20 protein-coding genes are annotated in these 20,483 nt (G+C 67.3%); 12 read left to right on the top strand and 8 right to left on the bottom strand.

From position 1 onward, the window contains the following. The first annotated feature begins 63 nt into the window (after positions 1 to 63). The 3 genes from QZ471_RS23420 to QZ471_RS23410 are packed head-to-tail and all read left to right on the top strand — an operon-like array spanning position 64 to position 2,509. The gene (locus tag QZ471_RS23420; RefSeq protein WP_295468417.1) at positions 64 to 1,086 is read left to right on the top strand and encodes a phosphotransferase; all 1,023 of its coding nucleotides are present in this window, start codon (positions 64 to 66) and stop codon (positions 1,084 to 1,086) included. Further along, complete coding sequence (gene murU / locus QZ471_RS23415; protein WP_295468415.1) at positions 1,083 to 1,748, top strand: N-acetylmuramate alpha-1-phosphate uridylyltransferase MurU; 666 nt, start codon at positions 1,083 to 1,085, stop codon at positions 1,746 to 1,748. The genes QZ471_RS23420 and murU overlap by 4 nt, the downstream gene beginning before the upstream one ends. Next, on the top strand, positions 1,745 to 2,509 hold the full coding sequence (locus QZ471_RS23410) for a DnaJ domain-containing protein (protein ID WP_295468412.1): 765 nt from the start codon (positions 1,745 to 1,747) through the stop codon (positions 2,507 to 2,509). The genes murU and QZ471_RS23410 overlap by 4 nt, the downstream gene beginning before the upstream one ends. On the opposite strand, the gene QZ471_RS23405 is transcribed toward QZ471_RS23410, so the two are convergent. Then, a complete protein-coding gene (locus tag QZ471_RS23405; protein ID WP_295468410.1) occupies positions 2,484 to 3,512 on the bottom strand; it encodes a DUF3530 family protein in 1,029 nt (342 codons plus the stop codon). The two genes, QZ471_RS23410 and QZ471_RS23405, sit on opposite strands and share 26 nt — an antisense overlap. Before the next feature lie 152 nt (positions 3,513 to 3,664). Here QZ471_RS23405 and rpe point away from each other — a divergent pair, with 152 nt between their 5' ends. The 3 genes from rpe to trpE all read left to right on the top strand — a co-directional run bounded on the left by rpe (position 3,665) and on the right by trpE (position 6,732). After that, positions 3,665 to 4,342: a ribulose-phosphate 3-epimerase gene (rpe, locus tag QZ471_RS23400; protein ID WP_007159730.1), complete on the top strand. Its 678-nt coding sequence runs from the start codon at positions 3,665 to 3,667 to the stop codon at positions 4,340 to 4,342. After that, complete coding sequence (locus QZ471_RS23395; RefSeq protein WP_295468408.1) at positions 4,339 to 5,019, top strand: phosphoglycolate phosphatase; 681 nt, start codon at positions 4,339 to 4,341, stop codon at positions 5,017 to 5,019. The genes rpe and QZ471_RS23395 overlap by 4 nt, the downstream gene beginning before the upstream one ends. Before the next feature lie 234 nt (positions 5,020 to 5,253). Next, positions 5,254 to 6,732: an anthranilate synthase component I gene (gene trpE, locus QZ471_RS23390; protein ID WP_295468406.1), complete on the top strand. Its 1,479-nt coding sequence runs from the start codon at positions 5,254 to 5,256 to the stop codon at positions 6,730 to 6,732. A 138-nt stretch (positions 6,733 to 6,870) separates the two neighbouring features. On the opposite strand, the gene QZ471_RS23385 is transcribed toward trpE, so the two are convergent. Genes QZ471_RS23385 through QZ471_RS23365 form a run of 5 tightly spaced genes read right to left on the bottom strand, consistent with a single transcriptional unit; the run spans position 6,871 to position 13,036 of the window. Then, positions 6,871 to 8,595, bottom strand: a complete 1,725-nt coding sequence (locus QZ471_RS23385; protein WP_295468405.1) for a biotin carboxylase N-terminal domain-containing protein — start codon at positions 8,593 to 8,595, stop codon at positions 6,871 to 6,873. Then, positions 8,592 to 10,196 carry a 5-oxoprolinase/urea amidolyase family protein gene (locus tag QZ471_RS23380; protein WP_295468403.1) on the bottom strand — a complete coding sequence of 535 codons (1,605 nt, stop codon included), beginning with the start codon at positions 10,194 to 10,196 and terminating at the stop codon, positions 8,592 to 8,594. Before QZ471_RS23380 ends, QZ471_RS23385 begins: the two co-directional genes overlap by 4 nt. Before the next feature lie 9 nt (positions 10,197 to 10,205). Next, on the bottom strand, positions 10,206 to 11,012 hold the full coding sequence (locus QZ471_RS23375) for a putative hydro-lyase (protein WP_295468401.1): 807 nt from the start codon (positions 11,010 to 11,012) through the stop codon (positions 10,206 to 10,208). Next, complete coding sequence (locus tag QZ471_RS23370; RefSeq protein WP_295468399.1) at positions 11,009 to 11,779, bottom strand: 5-oxoprolinase subunit PxpA; 771 nt, start codon at positions 11,777 to 11,779, stop codon at positions 11,009 to 11,011. Before QZ471_RS23370 ends, QZ471_RS23375 begins: the two co-directional genes overlap by 4 nt. A 15-nt stretch (positions 11,780 to 11,794) precedes the next feature. After that, a complete protein-coding gene (locus tag QZ471_RS23365; protein WP_295468397.1) occupies positions 11,795 to 13,036 on the bottom strand; it encodes an NRAMP family divalent metal transporter in 1,242 nt (413 codons plus the stop codon). Between the two features lie 254 nt (positions 13,037 to 13,290). Between QZ471_RS23365 and QZ471_RS23360 the strand changes: the two genes are divergently transcribed. The 4 genes from QZ471_RS23360 (at position 13,291) to trpC (ending at position 16,677) form a co-directional block, all read left to right on the top strand. Further along, positions 13,291 to 13,953: a GntR family transcriptional regulator gene (locus QZ471_RS23360; RefSeq protein ID WP_295468395.1), complete on the top strand. Its 663-nt coding sequence runs from the start codon at positions 13,291 to 13,293 to the stop codon at positions 13,951 to 13,953. A 259-nt stretch (positions 13,954 to 14,212) separates the two neighbouring features. Further along, on the top strand, positions 14,213 to 14,806 hold the full coding sequence (locus QZ471_RS23355; RefSeq protein ID WP_295468393.1) for an aminodeoxychorismate/anthranilate synthase component II: 594 nt from the start codon (positions 14,213 to 14,215) through the stop codon (positions 14,804 to 14,806). Beyond that, on the top strand, positions 14,807 to 15,856 hold the full coding sequence (gene trpD, locus QZ471_RS23350; RefSeq protein ID WP_295468391.1) for an anthranilate phosphoribosyltransferase: 1,050 nt from the start codon (positions 14,807 to 14,809) through the stop codon (positions 15,854 to 15,856). Continuing rightward, the gene (gene trpC, locus QZ471_RS23345; RefSeq protein ID WP_295468389.1) at positions 15,853 to 16,677 is read left to right on the top strand and encodes an indole-3-glycerol phosphate synthase TrpC; all 825 of its coding nucleotides are present in this window, start codon (positions 15,853 to 15,855) and stop codon (positions 16,675 to 16,677) included. The genes trpD and trpC overlap by 4 nt, the downstream gene beginning before the upstream one ends. A 76-nt stretch (positions 16,678 to 16,753) precedes the next feature. Here the strand turns inward: trpC and crp are convergent, their stop codons facing one another. After that, positions 16,754 to 17,398 (bottom strand): cAMP-activated global transcriptional regulator CRP, encoded by a 645-nt coding sequence (gene crp / locus QZ471_RS23340; RefSeq protein ID WP_295468387.1) that lies wholly within the window; start codon positions 17,396 to 17,398, stop codon positions 16,754 to 16,756. 210 nt (positions 17,399 to 17,608) lie between these two features. Between crp and QZ471_RS23335 the strand changes: the two genes are divergently transcribed. Both QZ471_RS23335 and speD read left to right on the top strand, forming a co-directional pair. Next, positions 17,609 to 18,031: an OsmC family protein gene (locus tag QZ471_RS23335; RefSeq protein WP_059231974.1), complete on the top strand. Its 423-nt coding sequence runs from the start codon at positions 17,609 to 17,611 to the stop codon at positions 18,029 to 18,031. Between the two features lie 313 nt (positions 18,032 to 18,344). Continuing rightward, complete coding sequence (speD, locus tag QZ471_RS23330) at positions 18,345 to 19,139, top strand: adenosylmethionine decarboxylase (protein WP_295468384.1); 795 nt, start codon at positions 18,345 to 18,347, stop codon at positions 19,137 to 19,139. Positions 19,140 to 19,196: 57 nt separating this feature from the next. Here the strand turns inward: speD and QZ471_RS23325 are convergent, their stop codons facing one another. Next, the gene (locus QZ471_RS23325) at positions 19,197 to 20,456 is read right to left on the bottom strand and encodes a sodium:proton antiporter (RefSeq protein WP_295468382.1); all 1,260 of its coding nucleotides are present in this window, start codon (positions 20,454 to 20,456) and stop codon (positions 19,197 to 19,199) included. Positions 20,457 to 20,483: the final 27 nt, after the last annotated feature.

The following is a 20,483-nucleotide window of genomic DNA, read 5'->3' as shown; positions in this document are numbered from 1 at the left end:
AAAAAGATAGCGGATAATAAAACATGACCTGCGCATCGGCTAGGGCCGGGGGATCCGCTGTAAATGACTGAAGATGTTCGCTTAAACCAGATAGAAGACTGGCTGGCTACCGTTTTGCCGGAAATTTTCCGGGAGCAGGCCTGGGGCGAGGTGCCGTCCGGCAGCCTGACCGCGGCCAGCAGCGATGCCAGTTTCCGCCGTTATTTTCGCTGGGCGGGCGAGGGGCGCAGCCTGATCGTGATGGATGCCCCGCCGCCGCAAGAGGACTGCCGTCCCTTCGTGCGGGTGGCTGCGCTGCTGGCCGCTGCCGGGGTGCACGTACCGCGCATCCTGGCCCAGGATCTGGAGCGCGGTTTCCTGCTGTTGAGCGACCTCGGCCAGCTCACCTACCTGGAGGTGATCAACGCGGCGAACGCCGACGATTATTTCGCGGCCGCCATCGAAGCGCTCCTGGCCTTGCAGCTCAAGCAGCCGACGAACGGCAGTCTGCCGCTCTACGATGAGGCTCTGCTGGCGCGGGAATTGGCGCTGTTTCCCGAGTGGTACGTCGGCCGCGAGCTGGATAGGAGCTTCAGCGAGACGCAACGCGCGCGCTGGCAGGCGGTCTGCCGCCTGCTGATCGACAGCGCCCTGGCACAGCCCCAGGTACTGGTCCATCGGGACTTCATGCCGCGCAATCTGATGCTCAGTACCCCCAATCCGGGCGTGCTGGATTTCCAGGATGCGGTCATCGGCCCGGTCACCTACGACATCACCAGTCTGTTCAAGGATGCCTTCCTCAGTTGGCCGGAGCCGCTGGTGCAGCGTTGGCTGCTGGGCTATTGGGAGCAGGCACGCGCCGCCGGGGTACCGGTGCAGGCCGAGTTCGCCGACTTCCAGCGCGCCTCGGACCTCATGGGCGTGCAGCGTCATCTCAAGGTGCTGGGCATCTTCGCCCGTATCTGGCATCGCGACGGCAAGCCTCGCTATGTCGCCGATACCCCGCGCTTTCTCGCCTACATCCGCACCGTGGTGGCGCGGCGGCCTGAGCTGGCCGACCTGGGCACGCTGCTGGACGAGTTGCACGCCGAGCGGGGCGAGGCATGAAGGCCATGATCCTGGCGGCCGGCAAGGGCGAGCGGATGCGGCCGCTGACGCTGACCCGGCCTAAGCCGCTGATCGAGGCGAACGGTCGGCCGCTGATCGAGCACCATATACGGGCCCTGGCCGCGGCTGGTATTACCGAGCTTGTGATCAACCACGCTTGGCTGGGCGATCAGCTGGAGGCCGCGCTCGGCGATGGCCGCCGGTTGGGCGTTGCCATCCGCTTCTCCGCCGAGGGTGAGCCGCTGGAGACCGGCGGCGGTATCTTCCGCGCCTTGCCACTGTTGGGCAGCGCGCCCTTCGTGCTGGTCAATGGCGATATCCGCACCGATTTCGACTTCGGCGCCCTGGCACTGCCGGCGGACTGCCTGGCACACCTGGTGCTGGTCGATAACCCCGTCCATCACCCGAGCGGCGATTTCGCCCTGGTGGATGGGCGGATCAGCTTGGATGTCCCAGAAATGCTCACCTACAGCGGTATCGCCGTGCTGCATCCGCAGCTGTTCGCCGGCTGCACGGCCGGGGCCTTCAAGCTGGTGGACGTCCTGCGCCCGGCCATCGCGGCAGGGCGCGTTTCCGGCGAGCGCTGGCCGGGGCGCTGGGTTGACGTGGGCACACTGGAGCGTCTGGCAGAAGCGGAGTCGCTATTCGGGACCGCCTCTTGAAGCTCTGGTTCTGGCCGCTGACGCTGCTGGGCTTCCTGGCCGGCTGGGCCGTGGCCAGCATCCCGGGCGCCTTGCTGGTGGCGTTGCTCGCCCATGCGGGGGAGCGCCAACTGGGGCTGACCTCCGTGGCGGGTTGGCAGGCCCGTTGGCGAGGGCGACCCGGTCGTTTCGAGCATCGGGCGCAATTTCAGATGCTCGGGCGCCTGGCTAAGCGCGGTGGCCGCGTGCTCACCGCCCACATCCGCCAGGCCGAAGGCGAGATCGAGCGGTTGGCCCTGAGCGCTGAAGATCGTCGCCGCGCCATCGCCGCTTTCGAAGAGGGCAAGGGCGGAACCTTGCCGTCGACCCCTGAATTGCAAGGCCTCAGCGAGCGCGCCGAACCCATCCTGCGCGCCTGTTGGCGCATGGTCTGGATCAGCGGCAGCGTGCGTCCTGGCGATCGTGACGAAATCCTCGGTTGGGGGCAGGCGATGGGCCTGGCCGAAGCCCAGGTGCTGGCCTTGCAGCCGCCGGTGCAGGCGGCACCGCGGCAGCCCACCCCTGACGAGAAGTACCGCCAGGCTCTGCGCCTGCTCGGCGTCACCGAGGACGCCGATGCCGCCACCGTCAAACAGGCCTATCGACGCCTGCTCAGCCGCCATCATCCGGACAAGAAGGCGGGCGCCGGCGCGGCCCAGTCGGCGGTCTATGCCGCTGCCCAGCGCACCGCCGAACTGCATGCCGCCTACCAACTGATCAAGACGCGGCGGGGCTTCCGCTAGCGGCCGGGGCGGGAGCCAGGTGGTCGAGCCAGCCACGCAGGCGGCGCATGATCTGCTGCTGCTCGTCGGCGCGATCACCGAAATGTACCGGCAGCTCGATCTGCCGGTAGTTCTTGTTGCCCTTCTGCGAGGCGCGGTCCTTGCGACTCACGGCGGCTGCTGAATTCGGCTGGCGCACCAGGTCGGCGATCTGCAGATCGCTTTTGCCCATGGTGGCGACCAGGCGGGGCGGCATATCGCGCGGCTCGCTGCCGTCGATGAGGACCAGTTGGTGGATCTCACTAGGTTCCTTTTCCGCCAGGTAGCGCGCGGCCCAGTAGGCACCGGTACCGTGGCCGACCAGGATGATGGGCTTGGTGCCCTGCTGCAGGGCGAGGTCGATGCCGGCAGCGAGGTGGGCCAGGACCCGTTCAGCGTGGGCGTTGGCCAGCGCCTCCGGGTCGACCGGCGCGGTGGCCGCCTGGGCCGGTTCGCCGGAACCGGCTTCGGCCTGAGTCTGGGGCGCCGTCGCCGTACCGCTGCCGCCGGTCACCGGCGGAGGCGTCTGCTCGGCAGTAGCCTGGGCGTCGCTGTCCGCCGGGGCTGTGCTGCGGCGTAGCGCGGCTAGGGGATCGTAGGGATCGGGCAGGCTTAGGCTGAGGGTGTCCCAGCCATAGCTGGGCAGATCGTTGCGCAGTGGCGCCACCACGTTGGGCCAGTCGGCGGATTCACCATCGCCCGGCACCAGGATCAGGATGCCGCGGGCCTTGGCCGGGATCGATGGGCGCAACAGCGCCAGAAAGCTTTCGTCACCGGCCTGCAGCTGCTTCTGCTGCTCGGCCGGTAGTCCCCGTTTCAGCGCCTCTTGTTGCTCGGCGCTGCGGGTCGGGGCAGGGGCAAGGGCGGCCACCGGGGTGGGCGGGGCGGCTGCCGCTGCCGGTGGTGCCTCTTCGGCCTGTACGGCTGCGGCCAGGGCCAGCAAGAGCAGCGATCCGGCACGCAGCCACAGGGATGACGATGACATCGAATGGACTTCCTCGAACGGATGGACGGCAGGGGTCAGCGATGGACCCCGACGAGCCTACCGCCGTTCAGGCCGGCTGGGCAGCGGGAACGCGGCGGCCTCCTGCGGATCTTCGTTACAATGCTGCCACTCACCTTAGCCGAGGCTATCCCATGCAACCCTTCGCCATCGCTCCCTCGATCCTGTCCGCCGATTTCGCCCGTCTCGGCGAGGAAGTCGACAAGGTCCTCGCCGCCGGTGCCGACATGGTCCATTTCGACGTGATGGACAACCACTATGTGCCCAACCTCACCATTGGCCCCATGGTCTGCAAGGCGCTGCGCAACTATGGGGTGACCGCGCCCATCGACGTGCACCTGATGGTCAAGCCGGTGGATCGCATCATCGGCGACTTCATCGAAGCCGGCGCCACCGACATCACCTTCCACCCCGAGGCCTCCGAGCACATCGACCGCTCGCTGCAACTGATCAAGGATGGCGGTTGCCGGGCCGGCCTGGTGTTCAATCCGGCCACCTCCCTGGATGCCCTGAAGTACGTCATGGACAAGATCGACATGGTGCTGCTGATGAGCGTCAACCCCGGCTTCGGCGGCCAGAAATTCATCCCCGGCACCCTCGACAAGCTGCGCGAGGCCCGCGCCCTGATCGACGCCTCGGGTCGGCCGATCCGCCTGGAGATCGATGGTGGGGTCAACGTCAAGAACATCGGCGAGATCGCCCGCGCCGGGGCCGACACCTTCGTCGCCGGCTCGGCCATCTTCGGTCAGCCGGACTATGCCGCGGTGATCCAGGCGATGCGAGCCGAGCTGGCCAAGGCCCAATCGGTATGAGCGCCCTGGTGCGGCTCGGCAGCGGGCATCCGCCCGAGCTGGTGATGTTCGACCTCGATGGCACCCTGCTGGATTCCGCGCCGGACCTGGCTGCGGCGGTGGATGCCATGCTCGCACGCCTGGGCCGCGCCCCGGCCGGTCTGGCCAAGGTGCGGCTGTGGATCGGTAACGGCGCCCGGGTGCTGGTGCGTCGCGCCCTGGCCGACGACATGGCGCATGCCGCGGTGGACGACGCCGCCGCCGACGAGGCCCTGGCGCTGTTCATGGAACTCTATGGCGGCAGTCATGCCCTGACTCGCGTCTATCCCGGCGTGTTGGACAGTCTGGCACTGCTGCGCACCCTGGGCGTGCGCCTGGCGGTGATCACCAACAAGCCGGAGCGCTTCGTCGCACCGTTGCTGGCCTACATGGGGCTGGGCGAATTCGACTGGATCGTCGGCGGCGATACCCTGCCGCAGCAGAAGCCCGATCCAGCCGGGCTGCTGTTGGTGATGAATAAGGCTGGTGTGTCTGCCGACCACGCCCTGTTCATCGGCGACTCGCGCAACGACATCCGCGCCGCCCGCGCTGCCGGGGTACGCTGCGTGGCCCTGAGCTACGGCTACAACCATGGCGAGCCCATCGCCAACGAGCAACCCGATCTGGTGGTCGACGATCTGCGCGAGCTGTTCATCTAGCCTCAGGCATGGCCGGCCGGTTGCCATGCCGCGCCGGCTAGGCTAACGTGGCTCTTCACCCCAAGAGCACGAGATCGCATCGTGGTGGTCACCCGCACAGGCTCCTCGCGAGCATGGATGAAAGTCATCAAGGCCCTGGCCCGCTGGCGCTGGCGCGCCTGACTTCGTCTTGGCCGGTAGTAGACCGGCGCGCTGTGCACCTGACCTTTCGTTTTCCTCGCCACGAGGCTGATCATGACCCGCGACGACTTCCTGCGCCTGGCCGCTCAAGGCTATAACCGCATTCCCCTGGCCTTCGAAACCCTGGCCGACTTCGACACCCCCCTCTCTCTTTACTTGAAGCTGGCCGATGCGCCGAATTCCTATCTGCTGGAGTCGGTGCAGGGCGGCGAGAAGTGGGGGCGCTACTCGATCATCGGCCTGCCGTGCCGGACGCTGCTACGGGTGCACGGCTACCAGGTGACGGTGCACGAGGGCGAGCAGCAACTCGAAGCCTCTACCGTCGAGGATCCGCTGGCCTTCGTCGAGGCCTTCAAGAGCCGCTATCGTGTGCCGGTGGTGCCCAATCTGCCGAAATTCGATGGCGGTCTGGTGGGTTACTTCGGCTATGACTGCGTGCGTTACGTGGAAAAACGCCTGGGTGCCTCGCCCAATCCCGATCCGCTGGGCACGCCGGACATCCTGCTGATGGTGTCGGACGAGGTGGTGGTCTTCGACAACCTCGCCGGCAAGCTGCACTGCATCGTGCTGGTGGACCCGGCCCAGCCGGAGGCCTACGAGCAGGGCCAGGCGCGTCTGGCCGCGTTGCGCGAGCGCATCCGCCAGCCTATCGCACCGCGTCTGGGTCTGGACTTCACTGCCATGCAGGTGCCTGGCGAGCCGGCTTTCCGCTCCAGCTACAGCCGTGACGACTACGAGAATGCGGTGGCGCGGATCAAGGATTACATCCTGGCCGGCGACTGCATGCAGGTGGTGCCGTCGCAGCGCATGACCATCGATTTTAAGGCCGCGCCCATCGATCTCTATCGAGCGCTGCGCTGCTTCAACCCCACGCCCTACATGTACTTCTTCAACTTCGGCGACTTCCATGTGGTCGGCAGTTCGCCCGAGGTGCTGGTGCGGGTGGAGGACGGCGAGATCACCGTGCGCCCCATCGCCGGTACCCGCCCGCGCGGGGCTACCGAAGAGGCCGACCTGGCGCTGGAGCGCGACCTGCTGGCCGACGCCAAGGAACTGGCCGAGCACCTGATGCTGATCGACCTGGGCCGCAACGACGTGGGCCGGGTCTCCGCCACCGGCAGCGTGACCCTGACCGAGAAGATGGTCATCGAGCGCTATTCCAACGTGATGCACATCGTCAGCAACGTCACCGGGCGGCTCAAGCCCGAGCTCTCCGCCATGGACGCCCTGCGTGCCATCCTGCCGGCCGGCACCCTGTCTGGGGCGCCGAAGATCCGCGCCATGGAGATCATCGACGAACTGGAGCCGGTCAAGCGTGGCATCTACGGCGGCGCCGTGGGCTATCTGGCCTGGAACGGCAACATGGACACCGCCATCGCCATCCGCACCGCGGTGATCAAGGACGGCGAGCTGCATGTGCAGGCGGGCGGCGGCATCGTCGCCGACTCCCAGCCGGCGGCGGAGTGGGAAGAGACCCTCAACAAGCGTCGCGCCATGTTCCGCGCGGTGAAGTTGGCGGAAGGGAAGGTTTAGGGCTTAGCCAACGCGGCCGCTCCTGGAAGATTCCGGCGTTTTGCTGATCGCGGCCATGGGCCGCTCCTACAGGTTAGCTCAGTGCCCGTAGGAGCGGCCGCATCGGCGGACCGCCATGGCCGCGATAAGGCACTCCACCTAAACGTCCTCGATCCGTCCCAGGACGGCGCCAGCCGCCAGGTAGTCTCCGGCCGCCTGGGTGATCGCCAGGCGCCCGGCGCGGGGGGCGAGGACCTGGGTTTCCATCTTCATCGCTTCCATCACCGCTACCACCTGACCGGCTGCGACCGCGGCGCCGTCCTCCACCGTCCAGGCGTGCAGGTTGCCGGCCACCGGGGTGGTGAGGGCATTGGCGTCTGCGGCCGGTGCGGCCGCGACCGCTTCGGCCGCTGGGGCATTGACCGCCAGGCCGCGTAGCAGAGCGCTGGGTAGGCCCAGGGCATGGCGGCGGCCGTCGATCTCGACGAAGGTGCGCAGCACGCCGTCGTCCGCCGGCTCGCTGCGTGGCGCCAGGGCGATCTGCTCGGCGAATACCGTCTCGATCCAGCGGGTGTGCACGGCGAAGGCCGCGCCGGTGAAGTCGGCGTGGGCCATCACCGCCTGGTGGAAGGGCAGTACCGTGGCCACGCCTTCCACGCTGAATTCGGCCAGGGCGCGACGGGCGCGGGCGATGGCCTGCTCGCGGGTGGCGCCGGTGACGATCAGCTTGGCGACCATGGAGTCGAAGTTGGGCGCTACCTGGGAGCCGGCCGCCACGCCGCTGTCCAGGCGGATGCCGGGACCGCTGGGAGCGCGGAAGGCGGTGATGGGGCCCGGAGTCGGCAGGAAGCCGCGACCCGGGTCTTCGGCATTGATGCGGAATTCGAAGCTGTGTCCGCGGGGTGCCGGCACCTCGTTGAAGGACAGCGGCAGGCCGTCGGCGATGCGCAGTTGCTCGACCACCAGGTCCAGACCGCTGGTTTCCTCGGTGACCGGGTGCTCCACCTGCAGGCGGGTGTTGACCTCCAGGAAGGACAGGGTGCCGTCCTGGCTGAGCAGGAATTCCACGGTGCCGGCGCCGACGTAGCCGGCGGCGGCGCAGATGTCGCGGGCGGAGGCGTGGATGCGCTGGCGCAGGGCGTCGTCGAGGAAGGGCGCGGGCGCCTCTTCCACCAGTTTCTGGTTGCGCCGCTGCAGCGAGCAGTCGCGGGTACCCACCACCTCGACCCGGCCATGGCGGTCGGCCAGGACCTGGGCTTCGATGTGCCGCGGACGGTCGAGGAAGCGCTCGACGAAGCATTCGCCGCGGCCGAAGGCGGCAGTGGCCTCGCGGACCGCCGATTCGTACAGCTCGGCCACCTCGTCCAGGCGCCAGGCCACCTTGAGGCCACGTCCACCGCCGCCAAAGGCCGCCTTGATGGCGATGGGCAGGCCGTGCTCCTCGGCGAAGGCCAGCACCTCGGCGGCGCCGCTCACCGGGTCTTCGGTGCCGGCCACCAGCGGCGCACCGACGCCCAGGGCGATGCGCCGGGCCTGCACCTTGTCGCCCAGGGCGTCGATGGTGTCCGGATTCGGACCGATCCAGGTCAGGCCGGCTGCCTGCACCGCGCGGGCGAAGTCGGCGCGCTCGGAGAGGAAGCCGTAGCCGGGGTGGACGGCATCGGCGCCGGCGCGGCGAGCCACGTCCAGCAGCTTGGCGATGTCCAGGTAGGTCTCGGCCGGACGCTGGCCGTTCAGGCCATAGGCCTCGTCGGCCAGGTGCACGTGCAGGGCGTCGAAGTCGGCGTCGGCATAGACGGCTACCGAGGCCACACCGTAGTCACGGCAGGCGCGGACGATGCGGACGGCGATCTCGCCGCGGTTGGCGATCAGGACTTTTTTCATCGGGTGTTCTCGGCAGCAGGGGAAGCGCTGGGGCGCAGTTCAGCAAAGGGGCCCAGCGGATTGAAGCGGATACGGGCGCCGACCGGGATCTGCCCGGCCAGGTCCAGGTGGTGGCTGGCGACGGCACCGATCACCGGATAGCCGCCGGTGAGCGGATGGTCGGCGAGGAACAGCACCGGCTGGCCGTTGGGCGGTACCTGGATGGCGCCCAGGGCGGTGCCTTCGCTGGGCAGCTCGCCGGCCACCTGGCGTTCCAGGGGCGTCTCGCCGGCCAGGCGGATGCCGACCCGGTCGGACTGGGGCGTGACGCGCCAGCTCTGCCCGGCCAGGGTCTCCAGGGCGGTGGCGGTGAACCAGTCGCTGCGTGGGCCGAGGACCACGTCGAGCATCACTTCCTGGTCGGCGCTGGGCAGCGCCAGGGGAGCGGTTTCGTTGCAGGACACGGCAGTGCCACCGACCAGGGGATGGAAGCCCAGGTGGTCGCCGGCGGCCAGGGGCGCCGGGCCGACGTTGGCCAGGGTATCGAATGCCAGGCTGCCCAGTACCGGGGCCACGGCGAAGCCGCCGCGCAGTGCCAGGTAGCTGCGTAGCCCGGTGGGCGGACTGCCCAGGCTCAGGCGGTCGCCGTCTTCCAAGAGGAAAGGTTGGTAGGGCGCGGGCTGCAACCGGCGACCGCTGCGGGTCAGCACCTCCAGCGGCGCCGGGGCGCCGGTGACGGCGACCAGGGCCTGGCCGTGGCAGACGCAACTGAAGCCGCCCAGCAGGATTTCCAGGCAGCCGCTGCTCGGTTCGTTGCCCACCGCGCGATTGGCCGCGCGCAGGGCGCCGCGATCCAGGGCGCCGGAGGCGGAGACGCCCTGGCCGGTCTGGCCCGGGCGGCCAAGGTCCTGCAGCAGGGTGCGTAGGCCGGGGGTGAGGATTTCCAGATAGTCCGCGGTGACCGGCGCGGCGGGGGCTGCGACCGGTGCTTCGGGCAGGCCGCCGGTGGGCAGCGGGCCGGCGTCATGGAAGCGCACCCGGTAGCCGGGACGCAGCAGCGCCGGCTCGGGGCGCGACAGGTCCCAGAGGTGCAGGGGTGTCACCCCCAGCAGTTGCCAGCCACCAGGACTGGCCTGGGGGTAGACGGCGGCGAACCCTCCGGCGATAGCCACCGAGCCGGCCGGCACCCGGGTACGCGGTGAAGCGCGCCGCGGCACCTGGAAGCCTGGGCCGCCGCTGAGATAGCCGAAGCCCGGGGCGAAGCCGCAGAAGGCCACCTGGTAGTCGCTGCCGGTATGGCGGCGGATCACCTCGGCCAAGCTCAGGCCGAGCAGCCGGGCCACTTCGTCCAGGTCCTCACCGTTGTAGTGCACCGGGATCTCGACGAGCTTGCCGGCCTCGCGGCCACCACCGTCGAGGGGCAGGGCGGCGATATGGTCCACCAGGTCGGCCGCTTTCAGGGCGCTGGGACGGAACTGGACCAGCAGGGTGCGGGCTGCCGGGACGATCTCCTCGATCCCGGGCAGCGGCCGGGTCTGCAGGGCGTCGAACAGGGCTAGGGTCTCGTCGAGATCGGCCAGCTCCACCAGCAGTGCATCCAGGTTGACGGGCAGAAAACGCAAGGGCTTCTCCTAGACGTGGTAGGTGCGATCGGGCACGTCGGTGATGAACATGTGGCCGGGCGCATGGGTAATGGCGAAGGGCACCTTGGAGGCCATGACCGCTGCCTGGGGGGTGACGCCGCAGCCCCAGAACACCGGGATCTCACCCGGCTCGATGCGCACGGCATCGCCGAAGTCCGGCCGCGCCAGGTCGGCGATGCCCAGCCGCGCCGGTTCGCCGATGTGCACCGGGGCACCATGCACCGCCGGATAGCGGCCGGTGATGGTGGCCGCCTCGGCGACCCGCTCGGCCGGGATGGGGCGCATGGACACCACCATCTCGCCATGCAGGCGGCCCGCCGGGCGGCAGGCGCGGTTGGTGCGGTACATGGGCACGTTGCAGCCATCGGTGATGTGGCGGATCTCGATGCCGGCTTCCAGCAGGCCGGTCTCGAAGGTGAAGCTGCAGCCGATCAGGAAGGTCACCAGGTCCCCATGCTCGGCCCAGGCGGCGCGGCCGTCGGCCACTTCCTCCACCAGTACGCCGTCGCGCCAGACGCGATACAGCGGCAGGTCGGTGCGCAGGTCGGCGCCCTCGGCCAGCGGCGTGCGGTAGCTACCGGCATCGGTGACGTCCAGCACCGGGCAGGCCTGGGGATTGCGCTGGGCATAGAGCAGGAAGTCGTAGGCCCAGTCGCGCGGCAGGGCGATGAGATTGGCCTGGGTCATGCCGGGGGCGACGCCGGCACTGGGGGCGACCAGGCCGTCGCGATAGCGGGCGCGGGCCTCGCGGGCGGCGGCGATGGCGGCGTCCTGGGCGGCTTTGAGCGGATTCATGGTTGGACCTCCGTGAAGGCGCGGGGGATGACCCCGGCGAGTTCGAGATGGCGACGCAGGGCGCGGGCCATGTCCACCGCGCCGGGGCTGTCGCCATGGACGCAGATGGACTCGGCCTCGATGGGTGTCAGGCTGCCGTCGATGGCCTCCACCACGCCGTCCTGCACCAGGCGCAGCATGCGTTGGGCGACGAGTTCGGCATCGTGCAGCACCGCGCCGGGCAGGCGTCGCGAGACCAGGGTGCCTTCCGGCGTATAGGCGCGGTCGGCGAAGGCCTCAGCGACGCAGGTCAGGCCGGCGTCCCGCGCCCAGCCGAGCAGCGGCGAGCCGGCCAGGCAGACCAGCACCAGGCCTTGGTCCAGCTGGCGCAGGGCGGCGATCACCGCCTGCGCCTGGCGTTCGTCCTGGGCGATGGTGTTGTACAGGGCGCCGTGCGGCTTGACGTAGCTCACCCGCGTCCCGGCGGCGCGTGCCAGGGCCTGCAGGGCGCCAATCTGGTAGAGCACGTCGGCGGTCAGCTCGTCGCTGGCGATGTCCAGATTGCGCCGGCCGAAACCCACCAGGTCGGGATAGGCGACGTGGGCACCCACCGCCACGCCCTTGGCGGCGGCTGCCTGCAGGGTGCGCAGGATGCCGGCGGGATCGCCGGCGTGGAAGCCGCAGGCGACGTTGGCGCTGGTGACGATGTCGAGCATGGCGGCATCGTCGCCCATCTGCCACTGACCGAAGCTTTCGCCCAGGTCGCTGTTCAGATCGATGGTCGGCATAGGGATCTCCCGGGATCAGGCGGCGTTGAGCAGGGCGAAGATGGGACCGGCGGACTTGACCGCCATGTACCACGACAGCAGGCAGGTGAGGGCACCGAGCACCAGCAGCCAGCGGGGGTAGTGGTAGCCCTCCATGAGGTCGGAGCGGCGCCAGCCGACGTACATGAACAGCGTCAAGCCGAGCGGCAGGATCAGGCCGTTGAAGCCACCGGCGAACACCAGCAGGGCGGCCGGCGGTTTGCCGATCAGCAGGTAGATGGCCAGGGCGATCAGCACGAAGACCACGGTGCAGAGATTGCGCGCCCGCTCGGTGATGTTCTTCGAGAACACGGTGATGAAGGTCATCGAGGTGTAGGAGGCGCCGATGATGCTGCTGATGCCGGCGGCCCAGAGGATCAGGCCGAACACGCGCAGACCGTATTCGCCGAGACTGGCGTCGAAGGCCTGGGCGGCCGGGTTGGCGGCCTGGCCGGAGACGTCGATCACCACACCGCTGGCGACCACCCCGAAGATGGCCAGGAACAGCACGTAGCGGGCGATGCCGGTGACCAGGATGCCGCTGAGCGCAGCCTTGGAGACCGCCTCGAGGTTTTCCACGCCGACGGTGCCGCGGTCCAGCAGGCGGTGAGCGCCGGCGTAGGTGATGTAGCCGCCTACGGTACCGCCGACGATGGTGGTGATGGAGGCGAAGTCCAGCACGTCCGGGAAGATCGTCTGGCGCAGGGCCTCGCCCACGGGCGGATGGGAGGCGAAACAGGCGAGCACGATCAGCGCCACCTTGAACACCCCCAGCACCACCATGATGCGATCCATGGCAACCCCGGCGCGGTGCGACAGGAAGATGCCGATCGCCACCAGCGCACTGAGGGCGCCACCCCAGGCCGGGTCGAGGCCGAGCAGCGCATTCAGGCCGAGGCCGGCGCCGGCGATGTTGCCCAGGCTGAACACCAGGCCGCCGGAGATCACCAGTACCGCCAACAGATAGCCGCTGCCGGGAATGGCCGCATTGGCGATATCCGAGGCGCGCATGCGGGTCAGGGCGACGATGCGCCAGACGTTCAGCTGGACCACGAAGTCGATGAGGATGGAGGCAAGGATGCCGAAGGCGAAGGCGGCGCCCAGCTTGGCGGTGAAGGTGGCGGTCTGGGTGAGGAAACCGGGGCCGATGGCCGAGGTGGCCATCAGGAAGATGGCGGCGATCAGTGAGGCTCGGCGGTCCTTGGCAAAGGCATTGGCAGTGGTGGCGGTCTGGGTCACGGGGGCGTTCCTTGACGAGAGGTCGTGCTCCGGCCAACGCAACCTCTGTGCCACCCAAGGACAAAAAACGATATTTGTAGGTTTTACATGGATTTATTGTTCAACAAAAATATTGTCATAGTTCTTTCATGTGCACCAAGTTGTTACTCGATTACTCAAAAATGCTACCTCCTGGTGCGCAGGTACCAGGTTTTCTTGCCTTAGCCTTCGCCCTCGGACACCATCGCACCGCGACTGCCTGCCCCGGAACATCCATGAAGACCCCTGTGCCCGACAATGCCCGTACCCTCGGCGAGTCCGTGACCGCCGAGATCCGCCGCCAACTGGTGGAAGGCGAGCTCAAGCCTGGCCAACGCCTGTCCGAAGCGGCGCTGGCGGAACGCCTGGAGATCTCCCGCAATACCCTGCGCGAGGCCTTCCGGGTGCTGACCCAGGAGGGCTTGCTCAAGCACGAACCCAATCGCGGGGTGTTCGTCTGCGTACCCGACATGGCCTCGATCATCGACATCTACCGGGTACGCCGCTTCATCGAGTGCCAGGCGCTGGCTCAAGCCTATCCACGCCATCCCGGCGCGCTGCGCATGCGCGAGGCGGTCACGGCGGCCCAGCAGGCGCGGGCGGCCCAGGACTGGGTCGCGGTGGGTACCGCCAACATGGCCTTTCACGCCGCCATCGTCGAACTGGCCGACAGCCCGCGACTGTCGGCCTTCTATGACCAACTCTCCGCCGAGTTGCGGCTGGCCTTCGGCCTGCTCAAGGATCCGGAATTCCTCCACGCTCCCTACCTGGAGATGAACGTCGCCATCATCGAGTTGCTGGAGGCGGGTAAACCCATCGAGGCCACGGCGGCGCTGGAAAGCTACCTGGTGCAGTCCGAGCGGACCGTGCTGGCGGCCTATGGTCGACTCGGGAGCTGAACCGCCAGCGGTTGCACCGGGCCGCCGGCTGGGCTACTGTGCGGAGAGAACCACGTCGGAATCCATCCCGTGACCTGCAGCGCCGCCCTCTCGATGCCTCTCTTCAAGGCCCACGCCCGTTGGCGCTGGCGCGCCTGACATCCCCCTGCCGGTGCGTCCGGCCCGCCTTGTCGTTCCAGCCCCCGGCCAGCCACTTCCGGCGCCGTGGCGAAGCTGAGTCCATTTCCACAGCTGCAATCGATTCCAAGGGTGATCCGCCATGCTGCTGATGCTCGATAACTACGATTCCTTTACCTACAACCTGGTGCAGTACCTGGGCGAGCTGGGCGCCGAGGTCAAGGTGGTGCGCAACGACGAAGTGCCGGTCGAGGCACTCGAAGAACTGGCACCGGAGCGCATCGTCGTCTCCCCCGGCCCTTGCACGCCCAACGAGGCCGGCATCTCCCTGGCCACCCTGGAGCGCTTCGCCGGCAAGCTGCCGGTGCTGGGTGTCTGCCTGGGTCACCAGAGCCTGGGCCAGGCCTTCGGTGGCGAGGTGGTGCGGGCGCGCGAGCCGATGCATGGCAAGACCAGCCCGGTCTACCACAACGGCGAGGGCGTCTTCGCCGGCCTGCCCAATCCCTTCACCGTGACCCGCTACCACTCGCTGGTGGTCAAGCGCGAAACCCTGCCCGACTGCCTGGAGATCACCGCCTGGACCCAGCATCCGGACGGCAGCATCGATGAGATCATGGGGCTGCGGCACCGTGAGTTCATGATCGAGGGGGTGCAGTTCCACCCCGAGTCAATCCTCACCGAGCACGGTCACGATCTGCTGGCCAACTTCCTCAAGCAGCAGGGAGGGCGCCGCTAGATGGACATCAAGCAGGCCCTGAATCGCATCAGCGGACAACTCGACCTCAATGTGGCCGAGATGCAGGCGGTGATGCGCCAGATCATGACCGGCGGCGCCGACGAAGCGCAGATCGGTGCCTTCCTCATGGGCATGCGCATCAAGAGCGAGACCATCGACGAGATCTGCGGCGCGGTCAGCGTGATGCGCGAGCTGGCCACCCCGGTGGTGCTGCCGACGCTCGACCACGTGGTCGACGTGGTAGGCACCGGTGGCGATGGCGCCAACATCTTCAACGTCTCCTCGGCCTCGGTGTTCGTGGTCGCGGCGGCGGGCGGCAAGGTGGCCAAGCACGGCAATCGCGCCGTGTCCGGCAAGAGCGGCAGCGCCGACCTGCTGGAGGCCGCCGGCATCTACCTGGAGTTGACGCCCGCGCAGATCGCTCGCTGCGTCGAGCAGGTGGGCGTCGGCTTCATGTTCGCCCAGGCGCACCACAGCGCCATGCGCCATGCCGCCGGCCCGCGTCGCTCCCTGGGGTTGCGCACCCTGTTCAACATGCTCGGCCCCCTGACCAATCCGGCCGGCGTGCGCCACCAGGTGGTCGGGGTGTTCAGCGCCGCCCTCTGTCGGCCGCTGGCCGAGGTCCTGCAGCGCCTGGGCAGCCACCACGTGTTGGTGGTGCACTCCCGCGATGGGCTGGACGAATTCAGCCTGGCCGCGGCGACCCAGGTCGCCGAACTCAAGGACGGCAGCATCAGTGAGTACGAGGTGCTGCCCGAGGACCTGGGCATCAAGAGCCAGACCCTGGTCGGCCTCACCGTGGACGGCCCCGAGGCCTCCCTGGCGCTGATCCGCGATGCCCTCGGTCGGCGCAAGACCGAAGCCGGCCAGAAGGCCGCCGACATGATCGTGCTCAATGCCGGCGCGGCGCTCTACGCTGCGGATCTCGCCCATAGCCTGCACGAGGGGGTTCTGCTCGCCCACGATGCGCTCTACAGTGGGCTGGCTCGGGAAAAACTCGAGGAATTGGCCCATTTCACGTCCGTCTATCGAGAGGAGAATCGCACGTGACCGTGCCCACCGTGTTGCAGAAGATCCTGGCCCGCAAGGCCGAGGAAATCGCCCAGCTCAAGGCTCGTACCAGCCTGGCCGAACTCGAGGCCCAGGCCCGCGCCGCCGATGCCCCGCGCGGCTTCGCCCGCGCCCTGCAGGCCCAGGTGGCGCGCAAGCAGGCGGCGGTCATCGCCGAGGTGAAGAAGGCCTCGCCGAGCAAGGGCGTGATCCGTGAACACTTCGTCCCGGCGGAGATCGCCCACAGTTACGCCCTGGGCGGTGCTACCTGCCTGAGCGTGCTCACCGACGTGGATTTCTTCCAGGGCGGCAACGCCTATCTGCAGCAGGCCCGCGCCGCCTGCCAGCTGCCGGTGATCCGCAAGGATTTCCTCGTCGATCCCATCCAGGTGGTGGAAGCCCGCGCCATCGGCGCCGACTGCATCCTGCTGATCGTCGCGGCGCTGGACGATGGCCAGATGGCCGAACTGGCTGCTACCGCGAAGAGCGTCGGCCTGGACGTGCTGGTCGAGGTGCATGATGGTGACGAGCTGGAGCGCGCGCTGACCGTGCTGGACACTCCGCTGGTGGGTATCAACAACCGCAACCTGCACACCTTCGAGGTCACGCTGGACCACACCCTGGAATTGCTGCCGCGCATTCCCCAGGATCGTCTGGTGATCACCGAGAGCGGCATCCTCAATCGCGCCGACGTGGAACTGATGGAAACCAACGAGGTGCGGGCCTTCCTGGTCGGCGAAGCCTTCATGCGCGCCGACGAGCCCGGGCAGGAGTTGCAGCGGCTGTTCTTCCCGGAGCGGGGCTTCCCCCTCGACGCCTGATCCCCAGGCCGCAAAGCAAAAGGCCCCGGTGGATGACACCGGGGCCTTTTCGTTCGCCATGGGGAAGACGGTAGGTTCAGCGGGTGCCGAACACCACCATCGTCTTGCCCTTGACGTGGACCAGTCCCTGCTCTTCGAGGGACTTCAGCACGCGGCCGACCATCTCGCGGGAGCAGCCGACGATACGGCCGATTTCCTGGCGGGTGATCTTGATCTGCATGCCATCCGGGTGGGTCATGGCGTCGGGCTGCTTGCACAGGTCGAGCAGGGTGCGGGCCACGCGACCGGTGACGTCGAGGAAGGCCAGGTCGCCCACCTTGCGGGTGGTCTGGCGCAGGCGCTCGGCCATCTGGCGACCGAGGGAGAAGAGCATGTCCGGGTCCTGCTGGCTCAGTTCGCGGAACTGGCTGTAGCTGATCTCGGCGACTTCGCATTCGGTACGGGCGCGCACCCAGGCGCTGCGCTCGGGCTCGCTGCCCTCCTTGGCGAACAGACCCATCTCACCGAAGAAATCCCCGGCGTTGAGATAGGCGATGATCATTTCGCGGCCTTCGTCGTCCTCGATGAGGATGGTGACCGACCCCTTGAGAATGAAGAACAGGCTTTCGCTGTTGTCGCCAGCGTAGATGATGGTGGTTTTCGCCGTGTAGCGACGACGCGAGCAATGCGCGAGCAACTTGTCGATGTGCTGTAACTTCGCGGGAGGGATGATAGCGGCCATGCTGATTCCTGAGGTTGAAAACTAACCTGAGTCGGGGGCACCGATGTCCGAACCGGTGCATGCATAAGCTGCGCCGGTTCCGATTCAAAGACCGAAATAAGAACATGCGCAGTGTAAATGCGAGCTGAATAACCCAGCACCACCAGGCAGTTTACGACATTCAACATGTTAAGCTGATCACCATTTGCATATAAAAGTAGGACGAAAGCGATGAAGGCACGCATTCAGTGGGCCGGCGAGGCCATGTTCCTCGGCGAATCCGGCAGTGGTCACGTGGTGGTCATGGACGGTCCGCCGGAAAGCGGCGGGCGTAACCTCGGCGTGCGGCCGATGGAAACAGTGCTGATCGGTCTGGGTGGCTGCGCCAGCTACGACGTGGTCAGCATCCTGCGCAAGGCGCGCCAGCCGGTGGAAAGCTGCGAGGCCTTTCTCGAGGCCGACCGCGCCGACACCGAGCCCAAGGTGTTTACCCGTATCCACCTGAAGTTCGTGGTCAAGGGCCGCGGCCTCAAGGAAGCCCAGGTCAAGCGGGCCATCGAATTGTCAGCGGAAAAGTATTGCTCGGCCTCCATCATGCTCGGCCGGGCCGGCGTCGAGATCAGTCACAGCTACGAGCTCGTCGAACTCGCCTGAGTCACCCCGCGCGCGACGCCCGGTCGGGCGTCGCTACGACGAGCGTCGCCTGCCGGCCCGGGCTGTCCGCCAGCGCCTTGATGGCGGCTTCTCGCCCTGGGCCGACATCAATTCATCACCTGCCCTCGGCAGACTCTGGCCCCAGCCGCTGCCGATCTGCATAATGCGCCGCTCTTAAGGGGTCCCGGCCCCGACAAGTACAGCCAATCGCCATCGCGAAGAGGTGTTCGCCGCCCTACGCAGCTTGCGCAATCCGCAACTGACGGGCATTCAGGACCGCGGTCAGAGACCGCACGACGGGAGCTTTACCACCGTGAAAAGCAAACTCAGGCTCCATGGGTTCAATAACCTGACCAAGACCTTGAGCTTCAACATCTACGACATCTGCTACGCCGAGACGTCGGAAGATCAACAGGCCTATGTTCAGTACATCGACGAGGAATACGACGCCGAGCGTCTGACCCAGATCCTGACCGACGTAGTCGACATCATCGGGGCCAACATCCTCAACATCGCGCGTCAGGATTACGATCCCCAGGGCGCCAGCGTGACCATCCTGATCTCCGAGCAACCGGTCGAGCCGACCGAGAGCCAGATCGAGGAGTCGCCCGGTCCGCTGCGCGAGACCATCCTCGGTCACCTGGACAAGAGCCACATCACGGTGCACACCTATCCGGAGATCCATCCGGACGACGGCATCGCCACCTTCCGCGTCGACATCGACGTCTCCACCTGTGGCGTGATCTCCCCGCTCAAGGCCCTGAACTACCTGATCCATCAGTTCGACTCGGACATCGTCACCGTGGACTACCGGGTGCGCGGCTTCACCCGCGACATCGAAGGGCGCAAGCACTTCATCGACCACGAGATCAATTCGATCCAGAACTACCTGTCCGAAGACACCCGTGCGGCCTATCAGATGACCGACGTGAACGTGTACCAGGACAACCTGTTCCACACCAAGATGCTGCTCAAGGAATTCGAACTGGACAACTACCTGTTCGGCGACGCCTCCCGCAGTCTCTCGGCCGAGCAGCGCCAGCAGATCACCCAGCGTCTCAAGCACGAGATGCGCGAGATCTTCTCCGGGCGCAACCTGCCGCGCTGAGCGCCGCGCCCTGTCACAGAGAACCCCGCCTCGGCGGGGTTCTTTCCTTTCCGGGCCTCAGTGGTGTTCGTCGCGGGCGACCGGCGCCTGACCGGTGACACCCTTGACCACCCGGCCGATGGTCAGGCCCTGGCCGAGGATGGACACCAGCACCACGATATAGGTCAGCGCCAGGATCAGATCCCGCTCGGGACCGGCCGGCAGACTCAGCGCCAGGGCCACCGAGACACCGCCGCGCAGCGCACCCCAGGTGAGAATGCGCGCCGTGCCGCGGGTCATGTTGCGCCAGTGCGGACTGAGCAGCACCACCGGCGCCACGCTGATCCAGCGAGCGAAGAGGATCGCCAGGGTCACCAGCAGCGCGGCGCCCAGGTGCGTCCAGCTGAACGGCAGCACCAGCAGTTCCATGCCGATCAGGGCGAACAGCAGGGCGTTGAGGATCTCGTCGATCAGCTCCCAGAAGCCATCCAGGTAGCGGCGGGTGAAGTCGTTCATGGCCTTGGTACGGCCCAGGTTGCCGATGATCAGGCCTGCCACCACCATGGCGATGGGACCGGAGACGTGCAGGTGGCTGGCCAGGGTCGAGCCGCCGATCACCAGCGCCAGGGACAGCATCACCTCGATCTGGTGCTGCTCGATGCTCAGCATCAGCCAGTAGCAGAGGAAGCCGATCACCAGGCCGAAGAGGATGCCGCCACCGGCTTCTTCGAGGAACAGCCAGAGCGCGGCATGCACGGTAGGCGTCTCGCCCAGCTGGATCACCCCCAGCAGCACCGAATAGACCACCACGGCTACGCCGTCGTTGAACAGGGCCTCGCCGACGATGGTGGTCTCCAGCGACTTGGGGGCGCCTGCCGAGCGCAGGATGCCGAGCACGGCGATGGGGTCGGTGGGCGAGATCAGGGCGCCGAAGATCAGGCAGTAGAGCAGGTCGACGTGCCAGCCGAGCCAACCGAAGATCCAGAAGGTCAGGTAGCCGATCAGCACCGTGGAGATCACCACGCCGAGGGTAGCCAGGCCACCGATGGCCCACTTGTAGTCGCGCAGATCCTTGAGATTGACGTGCAGCGCACCGGCGAACAGCAGGAAGCCGAGCATCCAGTTCATCAGCAGGTCGTTGAAGTCGATCTGTCCGAGCAGTTCGCCGATACGATGTTCCAGGCCGGGAAAGCCCAGCCAGGTCAGACTCTGCAGGCCGACCGAGAAGATCAGCGCGATGACCATGACACCGATGGTGGGTGGCAGACCGACGAAGCGGTAGTTGAGGTAGGTCAGCAGGGAGGTGAAGCAGATGAAGGCAGCAGCGAGTTCGAGCATGGGCGTTCCAGATCCATCAGACAGCGA

The sequence above is a fragment of the uncultured Pseudomonas sp. genome (assembly GCF_913774235.1).
Taxonomy (GTDB): Bacteria; Pseudomonadota; Gammaproteobacteria; order Pseudomonadales; family Pseudomonadaceae; genus Chryseomonas.
This window is presented reverse-complemented; position numbering and strand designations above follow the sequence as displayed.